Source organism: Bacteroides sp. AM54-2NS (assembly GCF_003602935.1).
Classification (GTDB): domain Bacteria; phylum Bacteroidota; class Bacteroidia; order Bacteroidales; family Bacteroidaceae; genus Bacteroides; species Bacteroides xylanisolvens.
Window position 1 is genome coordinate 21,437 of record NZ_QTMZ01000011.1, and the last position, 26,740, is coordinate 48,176.

Here is a 26,740-nt window from a genome sequence, read left to right on the forward strand (position 1 = left end):
GCTCTCTATCTTAATCAATGGCTCTTCTTTAGAACAACTTAGCAGGATATTCACCGGCATCTACCAATGCCTGAATCTTGTCTACTACGCTCTGACGGTCTTCCGGATAAGTGACGCCAAACCATTTGCTGGTAGTATCCAGTACTTCAACAGTAGCAGTTCCGTCATTAATTAATTTATCTACCATCAATGGGATGAAGAACTCGCTCTTCAGATTTTCCATATTCTTCGGATCGCTAAGGAAAGTCTTGAAGAATTCCTGGCTGTAAGCGAAATAATCAGGAGTGAATCCCCAGAAGTTCATACTTACCGGAGTCGTGTCGGGAGTAGCCGTCCATTCGCCATCATCACCGATATATTTCACTTCACCGTCCAGACGTTGAATCTTCGTACGTTCTACTACAGACGTCAACAATCCTTTAGCATCTGTACTACAGATACCACGAGATACCGTACCGCTTTCGCTCAATGTATTTCCTACACGGAAACCTACCATTGAATAAACGTTCTTTGAATTTTCAGGAAGAGCAGAAAGGAATTTGCCCATTACCTGGAAAGAATCACGACCATAGAAGTCATCGCAGTTGATCACTGCAAACGGTTCTTTAATCACATCAGCACCCATCATTACTGCATGGTTAGTACCCCAAGGTTTGGTACGGTCTGCCGGGCAAGTAAAGCCTTCCGGAAGATCGTCAATTGATTGAAATACCAGTTCGCAAGGAATGTGACCTCGTATTTGGAAATAATTTTATCACGGAAATCTTGTTCAAAATCTTTGCGGATTACAAATACAAGTTTGCCAAATCCGGCATTGATAGCATCATAGATTGAGTAATCCATAATAGTTTCGCCATTAGGACCCAGTCCGTCTAATTGCTTCAAGCCTCCATAACGGCTACCCATACCGGCTGCCAATAAGAATAAAGTTGGTTTCATAAATTGTGTAATATTAAAAGGTTAGTGATGTCAACGGCATCAGATTTCGTTGCAAATTTACAAAAACTTTCTTTCTTTTGTCTTGAAACAAAAGAAAGAAACAAAGAAAAATTCAAGACTGACTTTTTTCTCCTACTCACACCCTTCACTACGCTAAAGGGCAGAAACTCGCTTCGCTCAAACAATCTGCCCTTTTTAACGCTTCGTTACGGGTGTTCGCTTAACGGAGAAAAAGTAGGTCGGAAAACCTTTCGGCATGTAAACCTATGCAGAATCAAAAGTACATCAATGACAAATCAAGAAATCCGGTAATTCATTAACCTATGCAGCAAACACGCCGAAAGGGGATCGGCCTCGTTTTTCCGGCGTTAAGCGCAGGCGTTTTCTCCAGCGTTAAAAAGGGCAGACTGTTTGAGCGAAGCGAGTTTCTGCCCTTTAGCCGGAGAGAACACCGGAGTAGCCGGAAAAACGCAGCCTTGAATTTTCTTTGGTTCTTTCTTTGTTTCAAGACAAAGAAAGAACGTTAGAAGGGATAACCGATAGCAAAATGTATTCCCAGATTCTTCATAAAGGATCCTGTGACATTGTAATATCCGCTTCGTTCTGTATCGTAAGGCAGATGCAAAGGAATACCGAAATCAAGACGGAACACAAGAATATCCATATCATAACGAATACCGACACCGGTGCCCAAAGCGATCTGTTTCGGGAACGTTTTCAGTTCGAGTTGTGAATTGGGACGTGCCTCATCCTTGCGCATCAGCCAAACGTTTCCCGCATCCAGGAAAGTGGCTCCCCAAATGCTCTTAAAGATACGGAAACGGTATTCTACATTTGCCTCAAAACGGAAAGTACCCGTCTGGTCGAGGTAAGAATAGCGGCTTTCCGCCGGATGGTATCCGCCCGGGCCGATGCTACGTACCGTAAAAGCGCGGATGCTGTTGGCACCACCCACATAGAATTGTTCGCTGTAAGGGGCTATCGTTGCATTACCGTAGGCGAAGAGAGCACCCAAAGCTACACGGGAAGCAATCTTATTATTCTTGTCCATATTCCACAAATGGCGAAATTCCGTATTCAGTTTCACAAACTGCGCGAAAGGGACGTTCAGCAAACGTTTGTCCTCTTTGCTGAAAGACTGACCGAAAGCACGGTAAATCACCGAGGTCAGGTTACCGGCAGAGGTTACAGTCGATTGCCACCAAATCGGATTTTTAATACCGCGTGCGGAAGCATTATCATAGGTATAGGTATATTCCATAGCAGGAATAAACTGGTCTTTCAAACTGATATATAATGCAGGATTAGCATCGGCAATTTCCCTGAATTCTTCCGATTGGTGTTGAAGGACGTTGAATGTCAGTTTGAAAGGGGTAATACTATGACGGCTTGTACGTGTCGGTTGGAAATCGTAGGTAGCATTTCCGCCGAATGACAACAGTTTATAATACCTGGCACGGTTCAACTGGTCGATGTATAAACGGAATGTAGTGGTAGCCGGGAAGTCAAACTCCCTTTTCCCCCAATGCGGGAAAACCACGCGCGGGAAAGTCAGAGAGGTAGAAACTCCCATCTCCCAGCTGTTCATTAAAGAGCTTTTTTCTCCTCCGCCGGTTTGCCATTCATAAGAGCCTTTCAGCTTCACGTTCCAGCTTTCGCCACCTCCGAATACATTGTTCCGGGTGACGCCGAATGATGCCCCGGGACCGGTTTGGTCGTTACTTTTGGTTACGACATTCAATTCCAGTTCGGCGTCCAGCGGCTTGGCAAACGTGGCCTGCATGGTTACGTTCAGCGTATCACAAACGGCTGTCGTATCTTTCGGAGCATATTGTAAATCCAGATAACTGAAGATTCCCAACTGGCTAAGTTTCTCCTGCACCTGCTCCTGTCGATACTGACTGTAAAGACGAGTGCGATTGGAAGCCCGCATCTGTGCATTCCGCACAAACTGTTGATAGTTCAACCAACGATAAAGCATATTCGGACGTACCTGCAATTTCTTATAATAATGTATATTCAGATTCTTATACATCATGCTGTCATTGGGCGCCTCACCATTCTTGCCAAACAGGTAAACAGAAGCATCTCCTACATAGTAAGGACGTTGTGCCGCAGCGGGTAATCCCGGAACGGGAATCAGACGAAGGCTGATATGTCCACCGGGAACCAATGTCGTATCTGCCTGATAAGTCATATAATCGGGACGGAAGTAAAAATATCCCCGGTTACGCAACAGCGTACTGATACGGGTACGCTCTTCATCCAGATCGACCACGTTAAACTGCTCGCCGGGACTTATATAAGACATTCGACGTCCCCGTTCCATAATGCGCAACGTTTGAGGAGTGAAGCGCTGATAATAAACCGTATCTATAAAATAAGGATTCTTCATGTCTACCGTATACAGGATACTTGCTTTCAGGCTGTCTTTCTTATCGACCAATGTTTCATAAGTCACTTTCCCATTGAAGTAACCATAATCACGGAGCAAGTTTGTAGCCACCTTGATGCGGACCTCCGGATTGACAGTGGAAATAAATACCGGAGGGTTAGCAGCCAGACGGTTGAACATCCACTTTCCAAATCCTTTTTTATATTTCACAAAGTCATTGTACATCCACATCTTAAAAGGAATAGGCAGAAGCCCTCCCAACATCTTCGTACTGGGAGTTTTATCAAGGGCCGCCTCAATCTCTGTCAGAGCTGTCCCTCCTACCGATGTTGTCGATTTATTCTGTATGACAGTTTTTCCTCCTGTATAAAGTACCTCCCCTTCGCAGATGCTTTGTCACCGAACAACCCGAGAATAAGATGATACCCATCAGGCAACTTATTAATATGTTACTATATATACCTTTCATGTTTACTTCTTTTTCTTAAAGATGAACAGTTCGCTAAGTTTATCCAGCTTCTTGCGAAGTACCAGACCGACTCCGGTTTCCGTAATCTCGCCTTCGAGTACACTCTCGTAGTTTTTATCGTAGAACAGACGGACATAACGGGTTCCGGTTCTATCCAAGCGATATTCCAGAGAGATGTTATCGATGAAAGATTCCGCGTCATTCGTCGCATTCTCACCCGTAGAAACTTTACCTCCGATTACAATCTGGAAACGGTTATTGAAGAGACGTTGTGAATAACGGAAACTGTAATCCGTACGCTTACCACCCGTATCCGACAGATCGTGGTCTTCGATACCGACAGAAACACTGGCATTTTTCAGGTTTCCCATCAATGAGTTGATTTGGCTACTTAATACGGAGTTCAATGCAGAACCCATATTCAGTTTACCCAGTCCACCACCTCCGCCACCAATCGGTCCGGTGCCAAGGTAGGTTTTCATAACCATGATATATAGAGCCTGTTTACCTCTCTCTTCCGCGCCCATAGCCGTCAATTCATTTTGTATGGTTGCGTCTTCGGGGGCAGATACGTCAAAGGCGAAAGAAAGATTATCCAGTCGGTTCTTGACGACGATAGACACATCGAAATTAACCATACGTGTTCCGCCATTCTCTCCTTCGGAGACAGAAGCGCGGATACGGTCGGTTGCTTTGAAGTTCAGCATCGGGTCCATAGGATTTCCCGTCCATTCCACATAGCTGCCGTTGTCGATAGCAAATTCTTTGGCAGCGATGACAGGCAAAGCATATTTCATCAAACCACCGCTCAACGTATAGCGTCCGGTCAATGTCAGATCACCTTGCGGAGTATATTTCATTGAGAGGTCACCTCCTCCCTCCAGTTCAACACGATTGTCATTGCTTGCGTCCAAATCGACTTTCAAACGAACGGACGGGTCGATGTGTACCATCATCACCATATCCAGCCCGCCTAAAGAAACGGTCGGCACTTCTTGCTGAACAACCGTCGTGGTGTCACTAAATGAAGTAAAGGTTACCAAACTTCCCAAACGGTCCTGCACAGTCAACGGTGAATCGGTCAATATATAAGAAACATCTGTATTGCCCAACAAGCTCATGTTTCCACGCATATTCAATCCGTCTAACGGACCTTTCACCGTTGCCCGGAAATCAGCATATACTTTTCCGTAAACCAGACTTTCACGGGTACGTTTGGCATCCAGAAGCGTATAGTTCTGCGCCAGCAGATTCAGATTTGCCATCGGCCGGGACATATCTCTGAAATCAACAGATCCGTCAATCGTAAACGGAGTTTTTCCTGTTGTATAAATAGCGAATTTATCAAATTCCAAACGATTATTCTTTATCTGCACCGGGCGGTTATCGAACCGGAAGTTAGCACCATACTGCCGGGAAAGGACAGTAACACTATCCAATATCAGTTCGCCATTAATCAAAGGTTGTTCGGTGCTACCGGTAATGTTCAGATTACCATCCATATCACCGGCTAATGTAACCATCTGATCGGGAATGAATACGTTTGCTACACGGAGCGGGAAGTGCTCCAGAGTGGCATTTACTTCCAGACTATCTTTTCCTGTCCGGGTTGGAACCAGCTTGCCATCCGCCACCATCACTTCCACTTTGTCATGATTCAGATAAGCGTTAAGATATTGTTTCCCTTGTTCACCCGGCAACCAGGTAGCTCCTAATGTTACATCACCAATTCGTTGACGTTCATAAGTCAGCTCGTCAATAGATGATTCAACCGAGAGTTGAAGATCTTTTTCAGTCTGCACGTAGTGTGCTTCCGCAGAGAATAAACCGGTTATTTCCGGGAAGTAAGGCAGTACTTTGCTCAATTCGGCTAAACTGATTCTTCGGATTTCGACATCAATATTCTGTAAAGAAACAGTGTCCCCCCGCACCGAATGTACACGGAATCCCATTCCTTCATCGTCCCACATATCTACATTAGCGTATACACGCATATTCTTATGCACATAAATCCAGTTGTGATTCTCATTAAAATGGAATTTCTGGAAGGCGATAATCGGTTCTTCCGGGATTAATGTGAAAGCTAATCCATCGCCTTTTCCTTGCCCTTCAAACAAAGGACGCGCATTGACACCGAGCAGTACGCCCGTTTCTCCTTTTCCATTCTTAAAATCTACCAGCAGTTCCGCATCCCGGTCACGAATCTCTCCTGTCAGTGTAGTAGAGAAGGAGAATTGCGGATTCTTCGGTCCGTTAATAACACCGGCACGCAATTTCATGAGTGTGGTATCTTGTTTGACTGTAAAGAAAATCGTGTCTAGTTGTAAGGTGTCTACTTTCAAAGCGTGAATAGCGGCTTTTCCATTGATTCCCCAATCAGGAGCCGTTCCAAATTTCACTGAAGCATCATGGTAAGCAATCTTTTTAGTAGCCAGAAAATACGCCAAGGGGTTTTCTTGCCCTGCAGAGAAAGAGAAAACTGCCGTCGGTAACGCCTTACGCAATTCAGCGTGATTCAATGCTTTCTCATCAATCTGCTTCATCAATACATCCACAAAATGAGTAGATTGGCGAATTAAAGGATTAACACCGGAGCGTGCGCTCAAGTCGAGTTTCATATCACCGGAGATTAAATGTGCCGAAACTAAATCCCGACGGGCTTCGGCAACTAAGTTAAAAGTCAACGGACGCTTCATTGACTGCGGCATAATTCCCAGTTCATGCAAATCCAGTTGAGTAACATCAATCGTTATTTTACCGTCGGGGTAACTGTGTGCCAGATTATATTCAGCATCTGTTATCATTTTCAATAAAGCATTATCGCTTGTCAGATGTGCAGTGACCAATGCGCCTTTAAGTTCTCCCGTCAGATCAAGATCGGAAAGATGGTATTTAGCATAATGAAGTTGATCTAATGCAAGATTCAATTTGGCAAATGAATGGTAGGACATGACATCTAATCCACGACCATTAGCTGCAGCCGAGAGAGAAAGTTCATAGATAGAGTCTTTCGGGAGGAAACTATGAAGTTGCAGATTGTCTATTTTCAGATCAGCCTTATAGACTTCGGTAGCGGTATTTAAGGCCGCATTCACATCCATAGCTCCTTGTCCTTCTTTCAAACGGAGATTTGCTTTATATTCAGGACCTTTGATATCCACTTTCGCCACCAGATTCATACTGTCAGGAATAACAAGCGTGCCATTAGGGGCTTCTCCCGACAGAGCGGTCAGGAAGTTTAGGTTTTGAGTGGTCATTTTCAGACCGATGGTTCCGGTGCGTGTGAGGCTGTCGGCGAGGTTTTCCAAAAGACCACCGCCCTCCAATGCAAAAGCCCCTGGCAGGTCTACTGTAAAGCGGGAAATCTGCATTTCTTTCAGATTGCCATCGTACCGGCACGGATGACGAGCGGGCGGAATGGATAGGCTTCTTTGAAGCTTTCAGGTAGAGCACCGGCAAATAGCATGACGTCTTCTTTGCCAATATAGGCATTGAGACGGGCAGATAAGCGGCCCGTAGTCGGGATGTTGACCAGTTCCCAATAGGTATGTGCAGATAAATCGATTTCAGAATGTGGAGTGTTCAGTTTCAAACTGGGAACACAGATAACAGAATCATTGGAGTAGGCTCTACCCGTCAGGGCAGTGACGCTCAATCCGGAGCGTTCGTTCATGGTAAATTCACGAATGACTGCGTTCATATCCCTCCCTTTATACAGCAAGGAATCCAGAGCGATGCGAATATCCCGAACGGCAATATGAGAAGCGTCGAAGCCCTCTGTCGGTTGAGCAGTTCCGGTATCATAGCTGGCGGAGGTTCCCGATAATAAGAACTTCTTCAAGTCGTAGTATTGATTCTTCAAATCTGCTTGAGCATTATTGATGGCCGCTTCTCCAATATGGGCCGTCATACGCATGGAATCAGCAGGAAGTTGCATGCCGAACGATACATTTTTCAATTTCAACTGATGAAGAGCTACTTTCCAGTTGATCGGAGCAGAAGCTGTGGTATCTTTGGGTGTAGTTGTGGTATCATTCATCAGTAGCTGCATGTGAGTGTCGGATAGTTCGACCTGATTGATTACCGCTAGTTCATTAGACAGATCGACGCCATGACTTTGCAGGAAGAAACGTCCCAAAACGCCTTTAATCTTCATTCCCTCCATCAAATCGGCTGAATTAACGGCTACCCGGCTCAAAGTCACTTCATCCACTTCAACTTTTCCTTTTATCAACGGCCATGCCTGTACACGGACATTGAGGCTTTCTAAAGACAAAAGGGTGTCCGGCTGTTGAATGACCTCCACGCCACGTACCAACAGATTAAGTGGGAAACGAAGGTCTATCCGCTCCACCTGAATCTGCATGCCGGTTACTTTAGAGGCGTATGCAGTAACCTCCCGACGCAAAAGATTCTGAACGGGAGGAACATAAAGCAATACCATTAGTATTACAAAGAGTATTATAGGAGTAAGCAGTATCCAGCTTACCCAACGTATCCATTTTCGTTTCATGTAAAATGTGTCAGTGTAAATAAGGTGACACAAAGTAAACAAATTATTCCGAAAAAAGGTTGACGACAGGAGCAAAATGTTCTGCAACAAAAGAAATATAAGTATTCTGTTTTTTCTGACTTCACCAAAAGCAGCGACTTATATTGCTTCATTTATATCATAATAAAAAAGATGAAGTTACTTGTTAGTCATATTACCCAATGTATCCGATTGTCTAATAAGACAGATATTGGCTCTATTTACAGATATACAGAATTCCTTAAAAAATACTATCTTTGATAATAAAAGCAGCGTTCGCCACTAGCTTTAAATCCCCATTGATCAGAAGCTTCAACAGCGATCAAATGAACACCTTCGCAGCACTCTTTAGGTAATTGTAGTCCCCAGATTTGAGGAGAAAATTGCCTTCTGAACGGATTTCTACGATTGAAACGAGTTGGATATATTTTTAGCTGATTCCAACTTCTCACCCTTGCTACATTCACATCAAGTTCTTCTTTCTTCTCACATAATAACCATTCACCATTATCCAAACGACAACGTACTATTGTACTATCTGAAGCTCCATAAACAGTTACAAGCATTTCTCCCTGGTGTTTGTTTCTCAATTCATCGATATAAACATCTGTCGAGTCAATACCTGCAATCCAAATATTCATCTGTCGGGAAGCATCCATCCCTATGCCCTTATACCGGAAAGAATAGTCTTTCTCTGTAAAATCAAAAACAAAATAATTACGAGGAGTACCACATTGCATCAAAGCAGACGGAATACCTTCCCAATCCTTTTCTCCCACCCACCAGAAACCACAAGAAGCCCCTGTTACTAATTCATGTACACAAACATCCTGACCATGTAAAAAATTCCTCTCCACCTGATGCATGTGCCCAGTCAAAGCTAAAACATTCCCTCGTCCTTCTAATATTTCAATCAATGCGGATGAATTAGTAGTATGTACTAATGGAATATGCATACAAAGTACGATCTGAGCATTTTTAGGTACAAGTTTCAGATCATTTGAGACAAAGCGCAATTGACTATCAGAAATCTTCCCTACATAAGAACGTGTTCCTTTACCATAGACATTATTTAGAACAATAAAATGTACGTTTCCTTCGTTAAAAGCATAAGTCGCTGATCCAAAAGCTGTATTATATGAAAAGGTTTGATTAATCCTTATAGAATCAGCATCCCGATCGTGATTACCTATAACTGTCCATGATTGTACAGGCAATAGTTCCATCATCTGTTTGATAGCGGGAAATAAATTTAAATTGTTATTCACTAAATCACCTAAAAATATATTGAACGAAGACGAATCTGCTTGCAAAAGTTCTGGCCATAAAGAACGGGAAGCATAATCCAACTCCTGAGAATTACCGACTTGTACATCTCCTATTGCGTTTATTGAGAAATGCTTATTTACCTTTTTCTTATTCAATCCAAAATTGATTTGTTGCGTCTCGGTATCCCCATGACTATTCCAATAATAAAATCCTGAATTTACTATTTGATTAGACAATAGTGTCCAATTATTCGGAAGAATCGGGAAGATACTGTTTCCCTTAGAAAGTCTGATTCTGAAATGTCCCTGTTTATCTGCAAGTAGAACAGTATCTCCATTAGATATGGCTATTCCCGAAATACCTTTTTCTCCTTTGTCCTGAATCCCATTTTGATTACCATCTTCATAGACACAACCTTCTATCCAAGCAACATCTTGAGCCAAACATTTTGTGGAAACAAAACTGCCTAATAAGAAGAATATATATATAATCATGAACTTTTTCATTTTTTCATCTTATTAATATAAAAACAAGGAAGGATATATTAAGATAAAAACCATCTATACCCTTCCTCGCATTTACATTATTTTATTAAAAGCATAACGTTTACTTATCTGTATATTTAAAAACTATAGCATGGTTATTGTCATCTGTAAATGAAATATATCCAACTCCTGTGGAGGAGAAAGCTATATTCAAATTACTAGAAGCAATATCTGCTAATTTATGAGGATCTGACCATTGCTTAGTTTCATTATCCAAATAAATAACCTTTGGATAATCTTGATCTTGTTCATCTCTGTAGGCAACAAAAGGAGTACCATCAGGAGCTATTGATATGGCCACTGAAGTTGAAGTTGAGGTTTTAAAATCCAAAGGCAATGGATTTCCTCCTACTGTGGACCATTGTTTTGTTACCGGATCATATTTCTTTAGTCTCAAGTTATACACACCTGATGTCACTGCATCATCACTTGTTAAGATATAAAGTGTACCATTTTCTTCTGCTTCAATATCCAATCCAACAATACCAGTCTGAGTAGCATTTGGTTCTACATAGTTATTTAATAGAATACTCCATGTTCCATTTTTATATTCATATACTGAATGACCATAATTTACGCCTGCTACTGCCCCACGGTTAACCACCAACAGATAGGCAGCATGCTCTGTCTTAGCAAGATTACAATTATAGATTGGAGTCCCGGAAGCCAAAAGTGGTAATTCACTACTCGCCCAACTGTTCTGATAAATAGACATAACTAACACTCGCCTCGGAAAAGAAACTTTGTTGCTATTGTTCACTTGTGAAACAATAGTCTCTCCATTATCTAATACTCTTAAATGTAATTGCTGAGATTGAGCATTTACAAATCCTTGATTACCTACATAATTCCAGGTAGTCCCATTCCATTTCATTAAAGACGCAGCACCTGCAACTGTGGTAGCACTGTTATCAGAATAAACGACATAAGGAATTCCATCCTTGTCAATATCAAAATCATAATTTGACAAACTAACTTCTCCTCCAAAGCCTTCTAAAGAACCAACTGCTGTCCAAGTTGTACCATCAACAAGTTTTATGACAGCCATTTTCTCTTCTTCTTTTAGTTTAAAACCAAGATATGGAACTTGATCCACCGGGTTTATTTTTAAAACAGATCCACTGAAAACTGATGTCGCTGTAAAGTCCGGCATTCTTACCCAAGCCATATTAGAAGACTTAGCAACTGTTATCGTATACTTTACATTCTGTTTTCCATTACTAACAATGTAATCTACAGGAGCTGTAAAATCATTGGCAGTAGCACCACTAACTTGTGTAACTCCATCTACCAAGACGATATTACCATCGTTCGTCGTAAAGCGAGCGACAAGTGCACTTTTATCTATAAATGCAGGCATAGTAACCTTAGCTGTTGTGGAAGATAGGGTAGCTATATAATCATCTGATAATATACTTGAATTATCTTCAGCATAAAACCCAAAGGTTAACAGCTTAGCTTCAACTCCTTCATCTGTCCCATCATTCTTGTCATCCGAACAAGATGAAAACGCAGCAAACAAAACAATTACTGCCATCCAAAATAAATCTTTCATTCTATTCATACCATAAATATTTGTGGACCGGAGTCCTGTTATACAATCATATTATTACTAATTTTTAGGGTAAAGCACAGCTTTTATCATGGGAGTAGTGCTCAATAAAGATTTTGCAAAAGAAGAAATATCTTTTGCTGTTATACTATTTACTGTTTGTGCATAATTATTCAGATATTTCCAATCCTCCTGTTGATTGAATATGGAATTGCGAATCCAAGAAGTCCAAAAAGAGTTTTTTTGTTTATCCAATTCAAAATCTTTCAAAAGATTACGTTTAACATCCGTTAATATACCGTCAAATGATTCCGGATATTCATAAAGTCTTTGTAATTCTTCTTGTGTAGCATTAACCAAACTATCAACATCCTCTGGCAAGCAGACAAATCCAATCATCGTTCGTGATAAGAAAGAAGGATATAAACCCGCACTCGAAGCTACGCTTACACTATAGACTTTTCCCATTTCCTCACGCAAACGGTTAAGTAAACAAGTGCGCAACATCGCTTTCATCACATTCGATTTCAATGTGAATGAGCTAAACTCCTCTAACAAACTGTCTTGCTGGAAAATCAATGAAACTGATGCTTTAGGAGAATCCCCCGTGTGACGTATCAATGAACAGGATTTATAAGGTATATTACGTTCTGTATAACACCAATCCGTATCATTCGATCCTTTAGGTAATCCACCGATATATGTAGTGATTAACGGCTTTATATCCTGTATAGTACAGTCTCCCAAAATAACAAATGTGTAATCTTTCGCTGCACCATAAAAACGATTGAATAGAGGAAGCATATCCTCTTGCTTTACATATCGTGTTATTAAAGAATCAGAAAGTATTGTATTTGTGTAATTTCGTCCGTTCAAAAGCCACATTAGTTCTTCCTGAAAAAACTCCGTCGGACTTTTTTGCTTGACACGATAATTTTCTTTTGTCTTCTCTATTGTTTGTTTACAAATTGCTGTATCCAACTGGGGGTACATCCATTTGGTATAGAGTAGTTGAAACATTGTTTCCATATCCTTTACCTGCGATACTCCAGCTAGCCCAGTACGTGTCTTATCAACAAGTAGACGCATAGAAGCAGAGTTTCCTGCCAGAAAATAGTTCAATGCATCCCTTGAAAAATTTCCGGCTCCAGAAAGTGAAATAATACTAGGAGCGAATAGACCTGTATAATAATGTAAAGAATCTAAAGAATAAAGCCCTCCTTTCCGAAAACCAGTCAACAACACCTTCCCCTTATCGAGTTCTGAAGACTTAAATATAATGCGCGTGCCATTATTTAGCCAAAGAGACACAACTCCTATCTCTGGTATATTTTCTTCTCTGACAATATGTCCCCCCGACGGTAATTGGCATAATTCATCCGGTACAGAAAAATATTTATTATACCGTTTCGAAGATTGTTTTCTGGCTTCTTTTATAATTGACATCAAAGTCGCATCTCCATTCACTTCCTTATTAGCTTTTTCATTTGCTCGCAATAGATAATGCATCTTTTGGGGTGAATATACTTTTGCCAAATTCCTAACCAAAGCAACAGAGTCTAGTTCTGGAAAATATCGTTGAACTAATCGATACTCTTCTTGTAATGAGGTAAATCTGTTTCCTACATAAAAATCGGCATAAATATCGTTCATTAATTCAACGGAAGCAGGATTTTGCTGATTTTGAAGTTTATTCTCCAAGTTATTATAAATAACCTTTTTGGCACGTTCTATTTCTGTCTCAGTAAACCCATAACGAAAGATTTGCTGTTGCTGTGCAATAAACTCCGAAATACCTTTTTCCATTTTCCCAGGTAGTAGTTCTACCGAACATAGCAATACTCCAGTTGCATTCAGAAAACTTGAGTACTGAATACTGGCTTTCCTATAAGAAGGATTTTCAAAAGCCCAAGCATTCATTCGCATCTTAAAAAGGCGATTCAATAATGTTCGGGTCAAATAAGCCTTATAATCCTTTGCTGTCTGAACCGGTTTTGAAAGTGGCAGCAACTGAATCATATCCAATTCTATTGTTTTCAGCGATTCATTGGTAAGTATCTTTACCGCTTCCTTTTTATAAACAGGAATGTGGCATTGCTTCCAAATAGGAGAGGCAAGAGACGATAGTTTCCCGAATTTCTCCTTTATAAGCGTCTCAACCTGTTCAGGATTTATATCACCTACAACGGCCACAGCCATTAGTGAAGGATGATACCATGTTTGATAATAATCCAGAATATCCTCTCGTTTACAGTTTCTAATGACAGCCGTATCACCAATAGTCATTCGTTCGGAATAGTGCGAACTATTCAGAAGCTCCAATAGAAAAGCTGTATCACTATCGCGTTTGGCATCTCTCTTCGACAACCATTCCGAAAGTATAACTCCACGTTCTTTTTCTACCTGCATTGAATCGATAGAAAGCCCGCCTGCCCAATCAGCTAAGATAGTTAATGTTGAATCTACCATTTGAGGATTGGATGAAGGCAACTGCAATTTATACACAGTCTCATTAAACGAGGTGTGCGCGTTTAAATCTTTCCCGATTTGGCTCCTTTCGACTCTAAGAAACGAACCATACCATCAGAGGGGAAATGATAACTACCATTAAATGCCATGTGTTCTAGGAAATGAGCCAATCCTCGTTGATTCTCCTTCTCCATGACGGAACCAGCCTTCACAAACAAACGATAAACGGCTTCCCCTTTGGGATTCGTATTCGGGTAAATATAATAGGTTAATCCATTATCCAGTTTTCTTACAATCAGATTCTTATCATACTGTAAGAACTCCGATGATTGCCCGTATACAACAGGGCTTAGCAATAAGCCTATAAAAATCAGCCATAAAAACTTTTTCATTCTACTCCTTCATTAATTCTGTTTCTCTATCACCAGTTCGCGCTGTAAACCGTCGGGACCTGGAAGCCCCATAGTCAGTCCTTGATTATTGCCAGTCAAACGAATGGTTATTGTATTGTCTTTGTTCTCATCTAAATGATTTGGCATCCATCGGATGCGTATGGGCATATCATAAATACCCGGTAGAAAAGTTAATGTACTACCCTTTGTTACCAGTTCAAAATCAACACCGGATTTCAGACCATCTCCTACTATGACTTGATAGTTCACTTCCAGATTCTCAGTCAGAGGTTTCGAACTCAGATACACACTATAAGTATTAATGTTATTCACATCCGACTTGACAATAACTTTAGATACACCTTTATCTGTCATAATATGAATAAAAGGCGTATCATAAGGCTCTTTCTCATCAGTAGTACATGCCCAAAGGCAGCTTATTAGTAATATAAAGTATAGTGATCTCATAAATGATTTATTTTTAATTGTTTACTGTCGGATTGGGTTGCATATTTGTATTCGCATTCAATTCTACTTGCGGAATAGGCAATACAAAATAATCACTAGGATAAACGATCTTTTCCACTGAAGAATTCGTATTTTCCTCACGTTTAAGATCCTGCTTCCAGCGTATAATGTCAAAGAAGTTATGTCCCTCAAAACAGAGTTCCTTTACACGTTCCTTCTCTATCAGTTGTATCAGTTTTGCGTCTGAATATTGACTAAGTGTATTGACTGCATAGTCTGTATCTACAGCACGCTCCAAAATAGATTTAAGATATCCGGAAGCAGCTGTATAATCTTTCAGATGCCAAGCTGCTTCAGCAGCATTCATATACATTTCGGAAAGACGGAAAACAAATGGATCATCCCTATTCACTTGATTATCTGGCTGTTTTAGAGAATAATATTTGGAACAATAAGCTATTCCATCTTTATTTCTAAGTAAGCCAAGACGGATATCCCCTTCATCGAACAACGTAAATAATGTATCTGCAGGAACACAGGAAGCATCATAAAAAGCCTTTAATTTTCCTGATTGATCTATTCCATTCAATCGAAAGATAGCTTCTCCCGTAGTAGAAAGATCCTGGTACATATTTAAATAGGTATCTCCTTGAGACAGTTTCCCTGTCCCAATTGCCAGTTTTGCATACTTCAGGGCGTTATTCCAATCTTCCATATACAAATAGACTCTCGAATATAATGCGTTGACCGCTTGTAAAGAAGCATAATATATTCCACTTGATTCAATGCCCCTGAAACAATCGGCAGCTCGTTCCAAATCTGCTAAAATTTGTAAATATACTTTCTTAACACTCTCCCTGGAAACATTATCATCGGGACCTGGAGTTTTTAATAGAATAGGAACTCCTAAATGTGAAGCATCTGACGTGTAATTATAAGGTTGTGCATATACCCTACATAAATCGAAATGGCACAATGCCCTCAAGAATAAAGCTTCTCCGAGAATACGTTGACACATATCCTTTGCATTCGGATAAGCTGAAATCACCTGAGGCTGATATTGAATTACATTATTCACATTTGCCAAGGCTTCATATATTTTACGCCAAATATACCCTACAGCTCCTGTCTCTTGTAAAGCATCAGAAGTAAAATTATACTGATCAAGCATATCTGCTCCTGCAGAGACATACTTCATTGACAACATATTTCCGGCAACATCCGGATATTTTGTAAACTCATTGTCATAATAAGCATACATCTTATTATATGCGCCAACCAGCCCTGCATTAAGTCCGTCAGGATCTGAAAGGAATGAAGGGATTGTTGTTTTTCCTTTTTCTTCAACTTCTAAAAAATTGGTACAACTGCTAACCAATTGCATAATGATGCATAAAGCACCGACTAGTAGATATATTCTTTTTTTCATGTTATCTTAAACCTATTTAATTATAATCCTACATTTAGTGCTATCGAGAAATATCTTTCCATCGGATAACCACTCATACATGTTTTATAAGAATTATGATCCTTTCCCGAATAAGGGTCCAGACCCATAAATTATCTCCAATTAAAGAAATAGAACAATCTTTTAAGCCAGTCGAATGTAGAATTGTCCGGGGAATTCGATAGGAAAATACTAGATTCTGCAAACGAACCTGAGTTTTGTTATACAAATAACGGGTAGAGTTCATCACCGACTGAGTAGAGACACCCCATATTGGTTTAGGGTTCAGCACTAAATCGCCGGATTTTTGCCAACGATTCAACTGGTCAATAGACTGATTTTCCGTCATTATATTCAACCCATCCGAATTACTTGCCCTACCGAAAGATGTAAATCCGTAGCCTCCTATTGAATAATTGAACATAAAGCGCAAACTAAAATCTTTGTACGTTAAAGTATTTGTCAAGCCACCAGCTAGGACAGGAGTTGAACTCTTATACGGGACACGGTTATCCGTACTGTAAATCCGTGTTATATTCCCTTTTGCATCATACCACAAAGGTGCTCCGTCACGAGGATCAACTCCAGCCCAGCGCACTAAGTTATATGTATGTATGTCATATCCTTCCCTCCAAACCATCTCACCCATATTTTTCTGAATGCCATTATATAGCTCTAAGAGTTTATTACTATTATGTGCTAGATTCAGATCAGTTAACCAACTGAAATCACCATCTTTCTTCGGCCGGAAATTGTGACTAGTTATAGTCACTTCAATCCCTTTATTTAATATTGTTCCTACATTTCTATACACACGAGTATCACCTGTCGTTCGAGAAACATCTAAATTACTCAACAAATTAGTTGTCTTATTATGATACCCTTCAACTTCTATATCCAAACGATCGAACAAGCGTACACGAACACCTATATTTGTCATATAAGTAGTTTCCCAACTCAAACGGCTGTTTGGACACCCCGACATAACACCACCTATTTCTCCTGCATAAGAATAACTTTCCCCATAAGAATATAAGCCAAGAGCTTCCTGAGAACCTAAGCGGGAATTTCCATTTGCCCCATAACTAGCTTTTATTTTCAAAATATTCATCCATGGAATATTGTAAAAACTCTCATTCTGAACATTCCAAGAAACTCCTATAGAACCAAAATTAGCCCAGCGTACATCTGACCCAAATTGTGAATTTCCGTCTCTACGTCCATTTAATGTCACATAATATCGATGATCGTAAGAATAACTAAGCTGCCCTAACATAGAAGCTTTGCGTTTCGTCTTACTAGTATTAGTCCCTTTACGCTCTTTTGCATAAGACACATCTTGAATATGATCATTAATGAAGCCTGACCCTGTAACTCCAAGTGTCACATAGTCCTGTGAACCAGCCTCAATCCCCAATAATCCACTTATATCATGTTTATCAAAAGACTGCTTATAATTAATGCGATGTACAGTAGTCCAGTTCATCATATTTAATGAGTTTCTAGTGGAATAACCTATCGGACCATCAGCGCTCGTCATTCCGGACCAATTAGTACGAGCATAATAAATTTCTTCCTTACCTGACTGATAATCAACACCAAATTGTCCTGTGTAAGATAACCCTGAAAGAATATCATATCTCAACATTAAATTGGCATTCGTATATAAAGTCTTTTGATTATAAATATTCTCTTCCCTTTCCGCTACACTGTTCAAGAAACGGTTCTCCGACCATTTAGGACTTCCATCCGTTTCTTTTCCGGATATAACCTTATTGTAAAGACGAAAAGTTCCATCTTCATTATATGGTTCGAATATCGGTAAGTACTCATAATAATCCCTTCCTGGATTAAACAAATCATTCACATTATAAGAAGTAGCAAGATCAACCGAGACCTTAAACTTTCGAAGAAAAGTAAAATCCAAATTAGAACGAATAGAAAAACGCTGTTGTTTATTCCCTTTCACCGTTGCTGTATTCTCTAAATAAGAAGCTGATAAATAATACGCTGTATTCCGAGCCCCTCCCATTAAAGATAAATTTGTTTGAAAAGTATTAGCGGTATCATAAAACACATCTGTCCAATCTGTATTTGTAAGGCTGTATTTGTTCATTTCATTATCAGTATAGGGAAAGTATTTTAAATCGTTCCCTGCATTTTGATAAGCTTCCTTAGCTAACATTAGATATTGATTGGCATTCAGAACTTTCGGACTAGTACTCTTATCAATCTTTGCAACTCCATATTGAGCCGTTAAATGAATACGCAAGTCACCTTCTTTTCCTTTTTTAGTTGTTATCAATATGACTCCGTTTGCACCATTCGCTCCGTAAATGGAAGTTGCCGTAGCATCCTTCAATACTGTTATTGACTCAATATCATCAGGATTGATAAAAGATAACGGACTGATAGTCGTACTCATTCCAGGAATCAAATTAGTATGTTCACCTGTATAAATAGGAGTCCCATCCACAACCCACAATGGCTCGTTCGAAGCAGATAGAGAAGCATCTCCACGAACCCTTACATTGTAACGTGCACGTGTATTATCCGGTGAATCTGTATTCGGATCAATTTTCACTCCCGGAATCAAGCCATCCAACATTTTATCCACTCGTAAAGCTGGTAATGCTTTTAACTGGTCAGCATTCACTTGAAAAGCACTACCGACTTGGTCTAGCCTCTTTTGTGCTGTACCATACGCTCCTACAACCACGACATCATCAATAGAAATCGCATCCTGAACAAGTTTTACATTAAGTACTCTTCCCTTAACGGTACTGTTTTCGTTTTCATCCCCACAAATGAAAAAGTTAAAAAAGCCTCTGCCTTACTAGACACTTGAATTGAATAGCGTCCATCCATATCCGTTATCGTAATATTACGAGTATCCTTTTGTTGTATAGTTACACCGACTAATGGTTCACCGGTATCATCCTTTACTTCTCCTGTTACTAAGAATTTATCATCCTGCTGTAGTTCTTCTTTTTTATTAACAGTGATAATATTGCCAGACTTTTTAAAAATAAAACCTGTTCCATTAAACAAACGATTCAAAACATCAAAAACTGATTCCTTTTCTGCCGTAACGGAAATCGGTGTTATAGTCTCCAATAATTCTGTATTATAAACAAAATCCAGTTTGGTCTGTTTTTGGATCTCATTAAACAATGTACTAACAGAAACACCACTCAAATGTAACGTTACCTTATAATTCTCTTGCATATAATCTTCACCAACGAACAAGAACGATTCCTCACTATAATTTTCATGAGAAATGGCATACAGGTAATTAGGGACTAATGTTGTACATAGCAACATTATAATAATTAGAATTCTCATAATCACTTATATATTATTATTTATTCTTCCGATCAATTTTAATACGAAGTCCGGAAATCTTAAAGTCAACATTTACTGTCTCTTCGATAGCATTCAAAATGACAGCTATATCGTCATATCGATATAAACTGCCTGTGAAATGAAGTTCTTTCAATGATTTATCTAAGAAATCAACATCTACATTATACCACAATGCAAGTTCTTCCATCAGACTTCCCAGACTCTCATCATAAAAAATAAAACGATTAGAATGCCAAGCGGTATTTAATAACAAATCTTTATTTTCAACTGATAAAAGATCCGTAGAAGCATCCCATATGGCTAGCTGTCCTGGTGATAGTTTATGCAACTTTTGAGATTGAGTATAAATTCCAATGCTACCCTGCACTAAAGCAACTTCAACTTTTCCTTTCACACGAGACTTCACATTAAACGCCGTCCCAAACTGCTGTATCAAAATTCCTTGAGTTTCTACTTTAAATGGATGTAATGAATCTTTCGCTATTTCAAAAAAGGCCTCCCCTTTCAATTCTACAGTTCGTTCATTCATACCTTTAAAACTAACCGGATATTTCAACTCTGATAAAGAATTCAAATGTACCCTTGTTCCATCTGATAAAGTTAATCGAAATTCTCCTCCACGAGGAACAGACAAAGTATTCTGTTGACTTATTTCCACTTTTGATGTTTCTGGGATATGATAAACAATCATCCCATCATACTCTCTTGCAATAGGTGTATCACCTATATAAATCCAATGTTCTTGCCCTGATTTTTTCAATTGTTTAGCACTACCATCTTCTAAAGTCAATATTGCTTTTGACTCTCCAGGAGTTATTCGTGATGCCTCATAGTAAAAATAGAGTCCTCCCCCTACAGAAAATAGCAATATCAGTAGAGCACAAGCAATCTTCAACCAACGACGAGAAAAAAAGCCTATTTTTCTTTGCGTTGATATCCTTCTAGTTCCCTTATGTAAAGAGGTCCATACTTTACGGAAAGCCTCATCCGATTTAGCATCAAAACGATGATATTGACGATAATCCTCAACAGCAGTCTTATCCAAGCTGATTTTCTGAAAAAAACGCAGATGAGATTCATCCTCTTGCAACCATTTTTTTAGAATTTGGTCTTCTTCTTTAGATAAACACCCGACCAAGTATTTAACAATTAGTTTTTCAATCTCCATACTATCTAATTATCATTTGTATTACACAAACGATTATAGATATAAATCGAGGTACAAGAAAAGAATAAAAAATGAGGTATCTGGATATTTTTTTTGCAATTTCTCTTTCAGATTGTTCCGAAGAGTTTTCATTGCACGTTTCTTTTGAGTTTTAACAGTTTCTATTGACAACGATAATTTTTTAGCAATAGCATCATTATCATAACCTTCCAGATGTAACAAGAATATTTCCCGACAACGTTCCGGAAGTAAATCAATCTGTTTAAATAGTAAGCGAAAAACTTCTTCTTTCTGAAAAGAATCATCCGACAAGAAACGATTTGCAGTCAAAGCTTCTTCAATATAACGACTTTCTACATTTTGATGTCGCAAATAATCAAAAGCCGCATTTCTTATCGAAATATAAAGAAATGAACGAAAATTCGCTTGCGAAGGAAATATACGATTTTCTTCCCACAAAGATGCAAATACATCTTGTACGATATCTTCAGCTATATCTTCACGTTTCGTATATTTTTGAGCATAACATACTAATATCCCGTAATAATCACTGAACAATCTTTCAAATATATCTTTCCGATTAATAGAAAAACCAGGCTCACGTATCATTTAGCAAGTTTTAGACAGCAAATATAGAAATAAACGATAGAAAAAAACAATAAATAAACATTAAATCATATTTCAGAATTAAGAATATTCGAACACTCTACACCGTTTACCTCTTTCAGGATTTTCTGAATTTCTTGAAGAATGCTCTCAACCTTTTCATTTATTTCCGTAGAAAAGTCCTCCCCACGCCTTGCCTCCAACCAACTCAGTAGAATTACAGCATTCCCAGCTCCAATCAATGTAAAAAGAGGAAGAAGTTTGTGAGCTATTGCAGCTATTTCATCCACCTCCTTAGCATTTAATGCCTGCACCATCCGGTCAGCACTCTTTTGTGTTTCCTCTATAAATGTTTGGATAATGGAATGTGTAGCTTCAGGATCATCCTCCGAAAAAGAAGTGAGGGCATTTACATTTAGTTGCATATCTTCTGTTATATGCGCTTCATCGGCCGAAAGTTGACCTCATTTACTGTTAGCAACAATTCCTTTACTGTAAACGGTTTATGCAAACAACCGGCAAAACCATGTTCATGTAAAGCGGCTTTATCCATTTCACTACGGGCAGTCACAGCAATAACAGGGATTGTTTTTGCTTGTGGTATATTAGAAGCCCGTAATAGTTTTACCAGATCAAACCCGTTAATGGCAGGCATTTGTATATCTGTCAGCAATACATCGAAGACGGAAGAGCGAAGTTGTTCAATCAGCTGTTCCAGCTGTTCACAGCACACTGCATCAATACCATGCTGTTTCAACATGGCGGCAGTCAGATTCAGCTGAATCTTATCGTCATCAATCAAAAGCACACGAATGACTTTCATGGGAGGAATGGCAGCCGACTGTTTGAGAGCGTATGGACTTTCATTCTCCGAAGATTCACTTTCCGGAGATTCGCTCTCTGCAAGGAATTTACCTACCGGATAAAGAGGTAAAGTTACAGTAAAACAGCTCCCTTTTCCTAATGTGCTTTGCACGTCAATGGTTCCTTCAAGCAAAGTTACCAATTTCTTCACAATAGAGAGTCCGAGTCCGAAACCTTCTTCCCCCTGCGCACCGGAAAGACGTGTAAATTCTTGGAAGATACGTTCACGATCTTCTGATGCCATTCCTTTTCCTGTATCGGCAATGGCGATGGTTAACTTAGAAGAATCATAACTGGCTGTCAGGCTAATTTCTCCTTTTTGAGTAAACTTTACGGCATTGGACAAAAGGTTGTTCACAATTTGCCGGAGTCGCAAAGGATCACTGATATATCTTCCATTCAGTTCCGGGACGACGTGACATTGCAAGGCTAAACCTTTGGCAGCGGTCAAAGGTTCGAAACTGACATAAATTTCGTCGAATAGCTGGGAAGGGTTAAAGGTTACGCGATTCACTTCCGCTTTATTGAGATCAAGCCGGTGGAAATCAAGCAAGTCACTGACTAACTTCAATAAATGTTCTGAAGAACTTTTCATATTGTCGAGGTAGAATCGTTGCCGTTCATCTTCTGTCAATCGGGACAGGAGTTCGGTATATCCCATAATTGAGCCTAACGGAGCTTTAAAATCATGGGTAATGGCAAGCATTAATTTTTCACGGGCGATCAGCAAATCTTCCGCCCGTTTATTCGCCACCTCCAATTGCTGGCGGTAACGGTTGCTACGGGAAATATCCCGCATAATCAATATCAGGAAAAAAGCCGATAATAGTACGGCACCAACCGCGATACCGCCGATGATACGTGCCGACCGCATCCTCACTTCCTGCTGAAGTTCGGCATCCTGACGGGCACGCAAGGTCATTTCTTCCTCATACTGTTTAATCAAGCTATCCATCCGTGCCGTCAACTGCGTATTCATCCGCTGGTACTTTGTACTGGTACGCCGGATTGTTTTCCTCCGTTGCAACCGTTTTTCTTCGGTAGCCATGCGGATTTTCTGCTGAAGAGAATCTTTAGAAGTGGTCGGTTGGAGAATGGTATCAGTGGCTACTTCCAACGATGTATTTACTAATACGGCACTGTCTTGTTTAGAAGGGGAAAACACTTCGGCGAGTCGTTTGAAGAATCCCTTCTTTTTAGGAGTAGTGATTAACGAGTCACGTTTGGTGATGACCCGATGTTGTACCCGTTGCTGGGTAATCACAGAATCCTGTTCGGATATGATTTCTTCGATTTCCGAAGCAGAGAGAAGGCTGTCGTTTGCCTCACTTAGCACCCGCAACATCTGAATCGTGTTTTGATCTTTCTCATGGAGAAGGGTCAATAAACTGTCTGTTCTTAAATTCTGTTGATCGTCGGCGGCCGACAATGCTTCCATCTCACGATGTACAAACACCAGCGAGAAAAGGAGGATCGCCAGCAACAAAGTGTAACCGGCGGTTATTTTCAACTTTGTAAAACGGAAGGAAGCCATTGGGGTTAAGTATTAAGTTTTAATTATCAAGTATTTAGCATCAGGTTTTGGGGTGAGGTTCGGGGAGTTTCGTCATGTGATGAAAACGCCACCAAAGCATCAATCCTGCGCTCGTCAAACCAAAAGGAAATGCCATCCAGACACCTACTACTCCCCATCCCATGACAAAGCCGCAGAAATAACCTACAGGAAGAGAAATAATGAAATAGGCGACAAAGGCGATAATCATCATTAGTTTTACATCTGAAATTCCACGCAAAGCATTGGCGAAAGTAATCTGCAGTCCGTCGCCAAACTGGTAAACGAGGAAAGGGAAGATTAGAGAGGTCACCATAGCAGCCACTTCCTGACTGTCGGTAAACCAGCCTCCCAAGTAATTCCGGCAAAGGAAGACAATCAAAGAAAGCACAACGCCCAATGTCATCATCAGATGAAAACCTGCATAGGCAGAACGACGTACATTAATGATATCATTCTGACCTTTGAAGTTACTGACACGAACAGCCACAGCAGCACCCATACCGTAATACATCATAAATGTAAACTGCGAAATAGCCAGCATAACCTGATGAGAAGCCAGAGCGATAGTACCCAGCCAACCGATCATGATCGCACTTAGACTAAAGGAGGCTGTCTCCATTCCCATTTGAAAAGCAACCGGCCATCCGAGACCATTCAAATGCCCAAATACAGCTCGTGACCATCCCAAACGGAAAAAGCCAATCTTATAGCGGACAAAACGCGGACTACGCATAAAGATGATGATAAATATAATCACCATCACGATACGCGAGAACAGCGTGCTGACACCTGCTCCCAACAGACCTAACTCGGGCAATCCGAGCTTTCCATAAATCAGGATATAGTTTCCTATGATATTCAAGACATTTCCACCAAGCAATATCCACATAGCGGTTTTTGTATCCGTAATTCCGTCTGTAAACTGCTTGAATCCATTGAAAAGCATGACAAACACTAGTGAAGCGAGCAAAACAAGGTAATACGGTTTAATCAGGGGAATCAATTCTTCCGGCTGTCCGAGACGTTCTATATTTAGATAAAGAACAGTCATACAGACAGTCAGCAGCAATGCAACCATCAGGTTTGCCAGCAAACTGTTGCGTAAAGCCTGTCCCGCAGGGGCATACTGGCGGGTTCCATACAAACCTCCCACAATGGGAGTCAGCCCATACGAAAAACCCGTACTGAAAATAATCGCCAGATTGAACACATTATTGACGAAGGAAGCTGCTCCCAGCTCAATCGTACTATGATGCCCGATCATTAACGTATCCGCAAATCCAAGAACGATTACTCCTATTTGACCGATCACAATCGGCAGTCCGAGAAAAATTAGTGCTTTATAATGCTCTTTATATGTACTATAAATATGTCTCATTTACTTTTCCGTTACCTAAACGTATCTCCATTTTCAGGCAAAGGGACTTTCCCCTTTCACTGATAGATTATAAAAAGGGAGAATTTAATTTTGTTGTTTCTTATAATATAGTATTACTCCGTTCTCCTTACGGAAAGCAGATTGAGCTACCGCCCGCAATTGTTCAGCCGTGACAGACCGATAACGATCGACCTCTTTTTCCATGTCCTCCGCCCGGCCAAGCAATTCGTACCAAGCCAGGTTGGTTGCCACATTCAAATAATTGATGTTGCCGAATATCTGGGTGGACTCAAATTTGTTCTTCACTTTTTCCAGTTCCTGTTCGTCAACCAATTCTTGCTGCAACAGTTCCAGTTCTTCCCGCACTGCCGCTTCCGCCTGTTCCAGGGTGACACCTGCCGAAGGTTTACCACTAATATGGAATAACCCCGCATCTACACTGCCGGAAATATAAGCATCTATACTCGAAAATAATTGTTTCTGTTGTACCAAACGCTGGTTCAACCGGCTGGAACGTCCGTTGCTCAACACATCCGACAAAATATCAAATGCATAATAATCCGGATGGCAATGGGCAGGCATGTGGTATGCCATAAATAAAGAATCGAGAGGAACATTTCTCTCTACCGTCAGCCGCCGTTCTTCCGTCTGTTCCTGTTCTTGTGGCAGGTTCCGTTGAGGAACTTCCCGACGAGGAATAGAGCCGAACCATTTTTCTGTCAAAGCAACCGCCTCTTCGAAAGAGATATTACCGGTCACAGCTAATATGGCATTATTAGGAGCATAAAAACGGAAAAAGAATGCCTTCACTTCTTCCAGCGTAGCATTGGCAATATGCGACAACTCTTTTCCGATAGTAGGCCATTGATAAGGATGCGTCTGATAAGCCAGAGGACGCAAAAGATGTCCGATATCCCCATAAGGCTGATTCAAACAACGCTGTTTGAATTCTTCTATTACTACTCCCCGCTGTACCTCCAGACTCCGTTCGCTAAAATCAAGACTCAACATCCGGTCGGATTCCAACCAAAAGCCGGTTTCTACATTCTGACGAGGTACAGTGAGGTAGTAATTGGTTATATCATTATTCGTCCAGGCATTATTCTCTCCACCCGCCAATTGAAGCGGCATATCATAATCGGGAATATTCACCGACCCTCCGAACATCAGGTGTTCGAACAAATGGGCAAAACCGGTATGTTCGGGATCTTCGTCGCGAGCTCCCACATTATATAATATATTAAGGGCAACCATCTGCGTACTTTCGTCCTGCGAATGTACCAGACGTAACCCATTATCAAGAATATGCCTGTTGATTTTCATATAT

12 protein-coding genes and 5 pseudogenes are annotated in these 26,740 nt (G+C 40.3%); all 17 read right to left on the minus strand.

The features are described 5' to 3' along the window. Positions 1–28: 28 nt before the first annotated feature. Positions 29–939 (minus strand): annotated as a pseudogene (locus DXA05_RS09075) (nucleotidyltransferase). Between the two features lie 523 nt (positions 940–1,462). Next, positions 1,463–3,803, minus strand: a pseudogene (locus DXA05_RS09090) (BamA/TamA family outer membrane protein). Positions 3,804–3,805: 2 nt separating this feature from the next. Further along, a pseudogene (locus tag DXA05_RS09095) lies at positions 3,806–8,316 on the minus strand (translocation/assembly module TamB domain-containing protein). A gap of 269 nt (positions 8,317–8,585) precedes the next feature. After that, a complete protein-coding gene (locus tag DXA05_RS09100) occupies positions 8,586–10,109 on the minus strand; it encodes a calcineurin-like phosphoesterase C-terminal domain-containing protein (RefSeq protein ID WP_004304922.1) in 1,524 nt (507 codons plus the stop codon). Between the two features lie 100 nt (positions 10,110–10,209). Then, complete coding sequence (locus tag DXA05_RS09105; RefSeq protein ID WP_225450265.1) at positions 10,210–11,712, minus strand: hypothetical protein; 1,503 nt, start codon at positions 11,710–11,712, stop codon at positions 10,210–10,212. 48 nt (positions 11,713–11,760) lie between these two features. Further along, entirely contained in the window at positions 11,761–13,986 is a 2,226-nt protein-coding gene (locus DXA05_RS09110; RefSeq protein ID WP_284515496.1) for an insulinase family protein, read from the minus strand. Positions 13,987–14,064: 78 nt separating this feature from the next. Then, positions 14,065–14,205 (minus strand): annotated as a pseudogene (locus DXA05_RS27315) (hypothetical protein); the annotation flags it as partial. Positions 14,206–14,231: 26 nt separating this feature from the next. Continuing rightward, positions 14,232–14,561, minus strand: coding sequence for an insulinase family protein (locus tag DXA05_RS27320; protein ID WP_284515486.1), 330 nt, complete (start codon positions 14,559–14,561; stop codon positions 14,232–14,234). 12 nt (positions 14,562–14,573) lie between these two features. Then, positions 14,574–15,029: a hypothetical protein gene (locus DXA05_RS09115; protein WP_004304925.1), complete on the minus strand. Its 456-nt coding sequence runs from the start codon at positions 15,027–15,029 to the stop codon at positions 14,574–14,576. Between the two features lie 13 nt (positions 15,030–15,042). Further along, positions 15,043–16,458 carry a RagB/SusD family nutrient uptake outer membrane protein gene (locus DXA05_RS09120; RefSeq protein WP_004324639.1) on the minus strand — a complete coding sequence of 472 codons (1,416 nt, stop codon included), beginning with the start codon at positions 16,456–16,458 and terminating at the stop codon, positions 15,043–15,045. A gap of 73 nt (positions 16,459–16,531) precedes the next feature. Continuing rightward, entirely contained in the window at positions 16,532–19,195 is a 2,664-nt protein-coding gene (locus DXA05_RS09125) for a SusC/RagA family TonB-linked outer membrane protein (RefSeq protein ID WP_284515487.1), read from the minus strand. Between the two features lie 35 nt (positions 19,196–19,230). Continuing rightward, positions 19,231–19,821 carry a SusC/RagA family TonB-linked outer membrane protein gene (locus DXA05_RS27325; RefSeq protein WP_284515488.1) on the minus strand — a complete coding sequence of 197 codons (591 nt, stop codon included), beginning with the start codon at positions 19,819–19,821 and terminating at the stop codon, positions 19,231–19,233. A gap of 16 nt (positions 19,822–19,837) precedes the next feature. After that, positions 19,838–21,010, minus strand: coding sequence for a FecR domain-containing protein (locus tag DXA05_RS09130; protein ID WP_049701795.1), 1,173 nt, complete (start codon positions 21,008–21,010; stop codon positions 19,838–19,840). 33 nt (positions 21,011–21,043) lie between these two features. Beyond that, positions 21,044–21,619, minus strand: coding sequence for an RNA polymerase sigma-70 factor (locus DXA05_RS09135; protein ID WP_004304929.1), 576 nt, complete (start codon positions 21,617–21,619; stop codon positions 21,044–21,046). Between the two features lie 65 nt (positions 21,620–21,684). After that, positions 21,685–24,014, minus strand: a pseudogene (locus DXA05_RS09140) (ATP-binding protein). Between the two features lie 40 nt (positions 24,015–24,054). Next, on the minus strand, positions 24,055–25,413 hold the full coding sequence (locus DXA05_RS09145; protein WP_022199757.1) for an MATE family efflux transporter: 1,359 nt from the start codon (positions 25,411–25,413) through the stop codon (positions 24,055–24,057). A gap of 84 nt (positions 25,414–25,497) precedes the next feature. Further along, positions 25,498–26,736, minus strand: coding sequence for a pitrilysin family protein (locus tag DXA05_RS09150; protein WP_117684364.1), 1,239 nt, complete (start codon positions 26,734–26,736; stop codon positions 25,498–25,500). Between the last annotated feature and the right edge of the window lie 4 nt (positions 26,737–26,740).

Bases quoted from the DNA above. Each gene is read 5' to 3' on its own strand.
- DXA05_RS09110 (WP_284515496.1), bottom strand. From the start codon at position 13,986: ATGACTATTGGTGATACGGCTGTCATTAGAAACTGTAAACGAGAGGAT.
- DXA05_RS09120 (WP_004324639.1), bottom strand. From the start codon at position 16,458: ATGAAAAAAAGAATATATCTACTAGTCGGTGCTTTATGCATCATTATG.
- DXA05_RS09145 (WP_022199757.1), bottom strand. From the start codon at position 25,413: ATGAGACATATTTATAGTACATATAAAGAGCATTATAAAGCACTAATT.
- DXA05_RS09130 (WP_049701795.1), bottom strand. From the start codon at position 21,010: ATGGAGATTGAAAAACTAATTGTTAAATACTTGGTCGGGTGTTTATCT.
- DXA05_RS09135 (WP_004304929.1), bottom strand. From the start codon at position 21,619: ATGATACGTGAGCCTGGTTTTTCTATTAATCGGAAAGATATATTTGAA.
- DXA05_RS27320 (WP_284515486.1), bottom strand. From the start codon at position 14,561: ATGAAAAAGTTTTTATGGCTGATTTTTATAGGCTTATTGCTAAGCCCT.
- DXA05_RS09105 (WP_225450265.1), bottom strand. From the start codon at position 11,712: ATGAATAGAATGAAAGATTTATTTTGGATGGCAGTAATTGTTTTGTTT.
- DXA05_RS27325 (WP_284515488.1), bottom strand. From the start codon at position 19,821: ATGAGAATTCTAATTATTATAATGTTGCTATGTACAACATTAGTCCCT.
- DXA05_RS09115 (WP_004304925.1), bottom strand. From the start codon at position 15,029: ATGAGATCACTATACTTTATATTACTAATAAGCTGCCTTTGGGCATGT.
- DXA05_RS09100 (WP_004304922.1), bottom strand. From the start codon at position 10,109: ATGAAAAAGTTCATGATTATATATATATTCTTCTTATTAGGCAGTTTT.
- DXA05_RS09150 (WP_117684364.1), bottom strand. From the start codon at position 26,736: ATGAAAATCAACAGGCATATTCTTGATAATGGGTTACGTCTGGTACAT.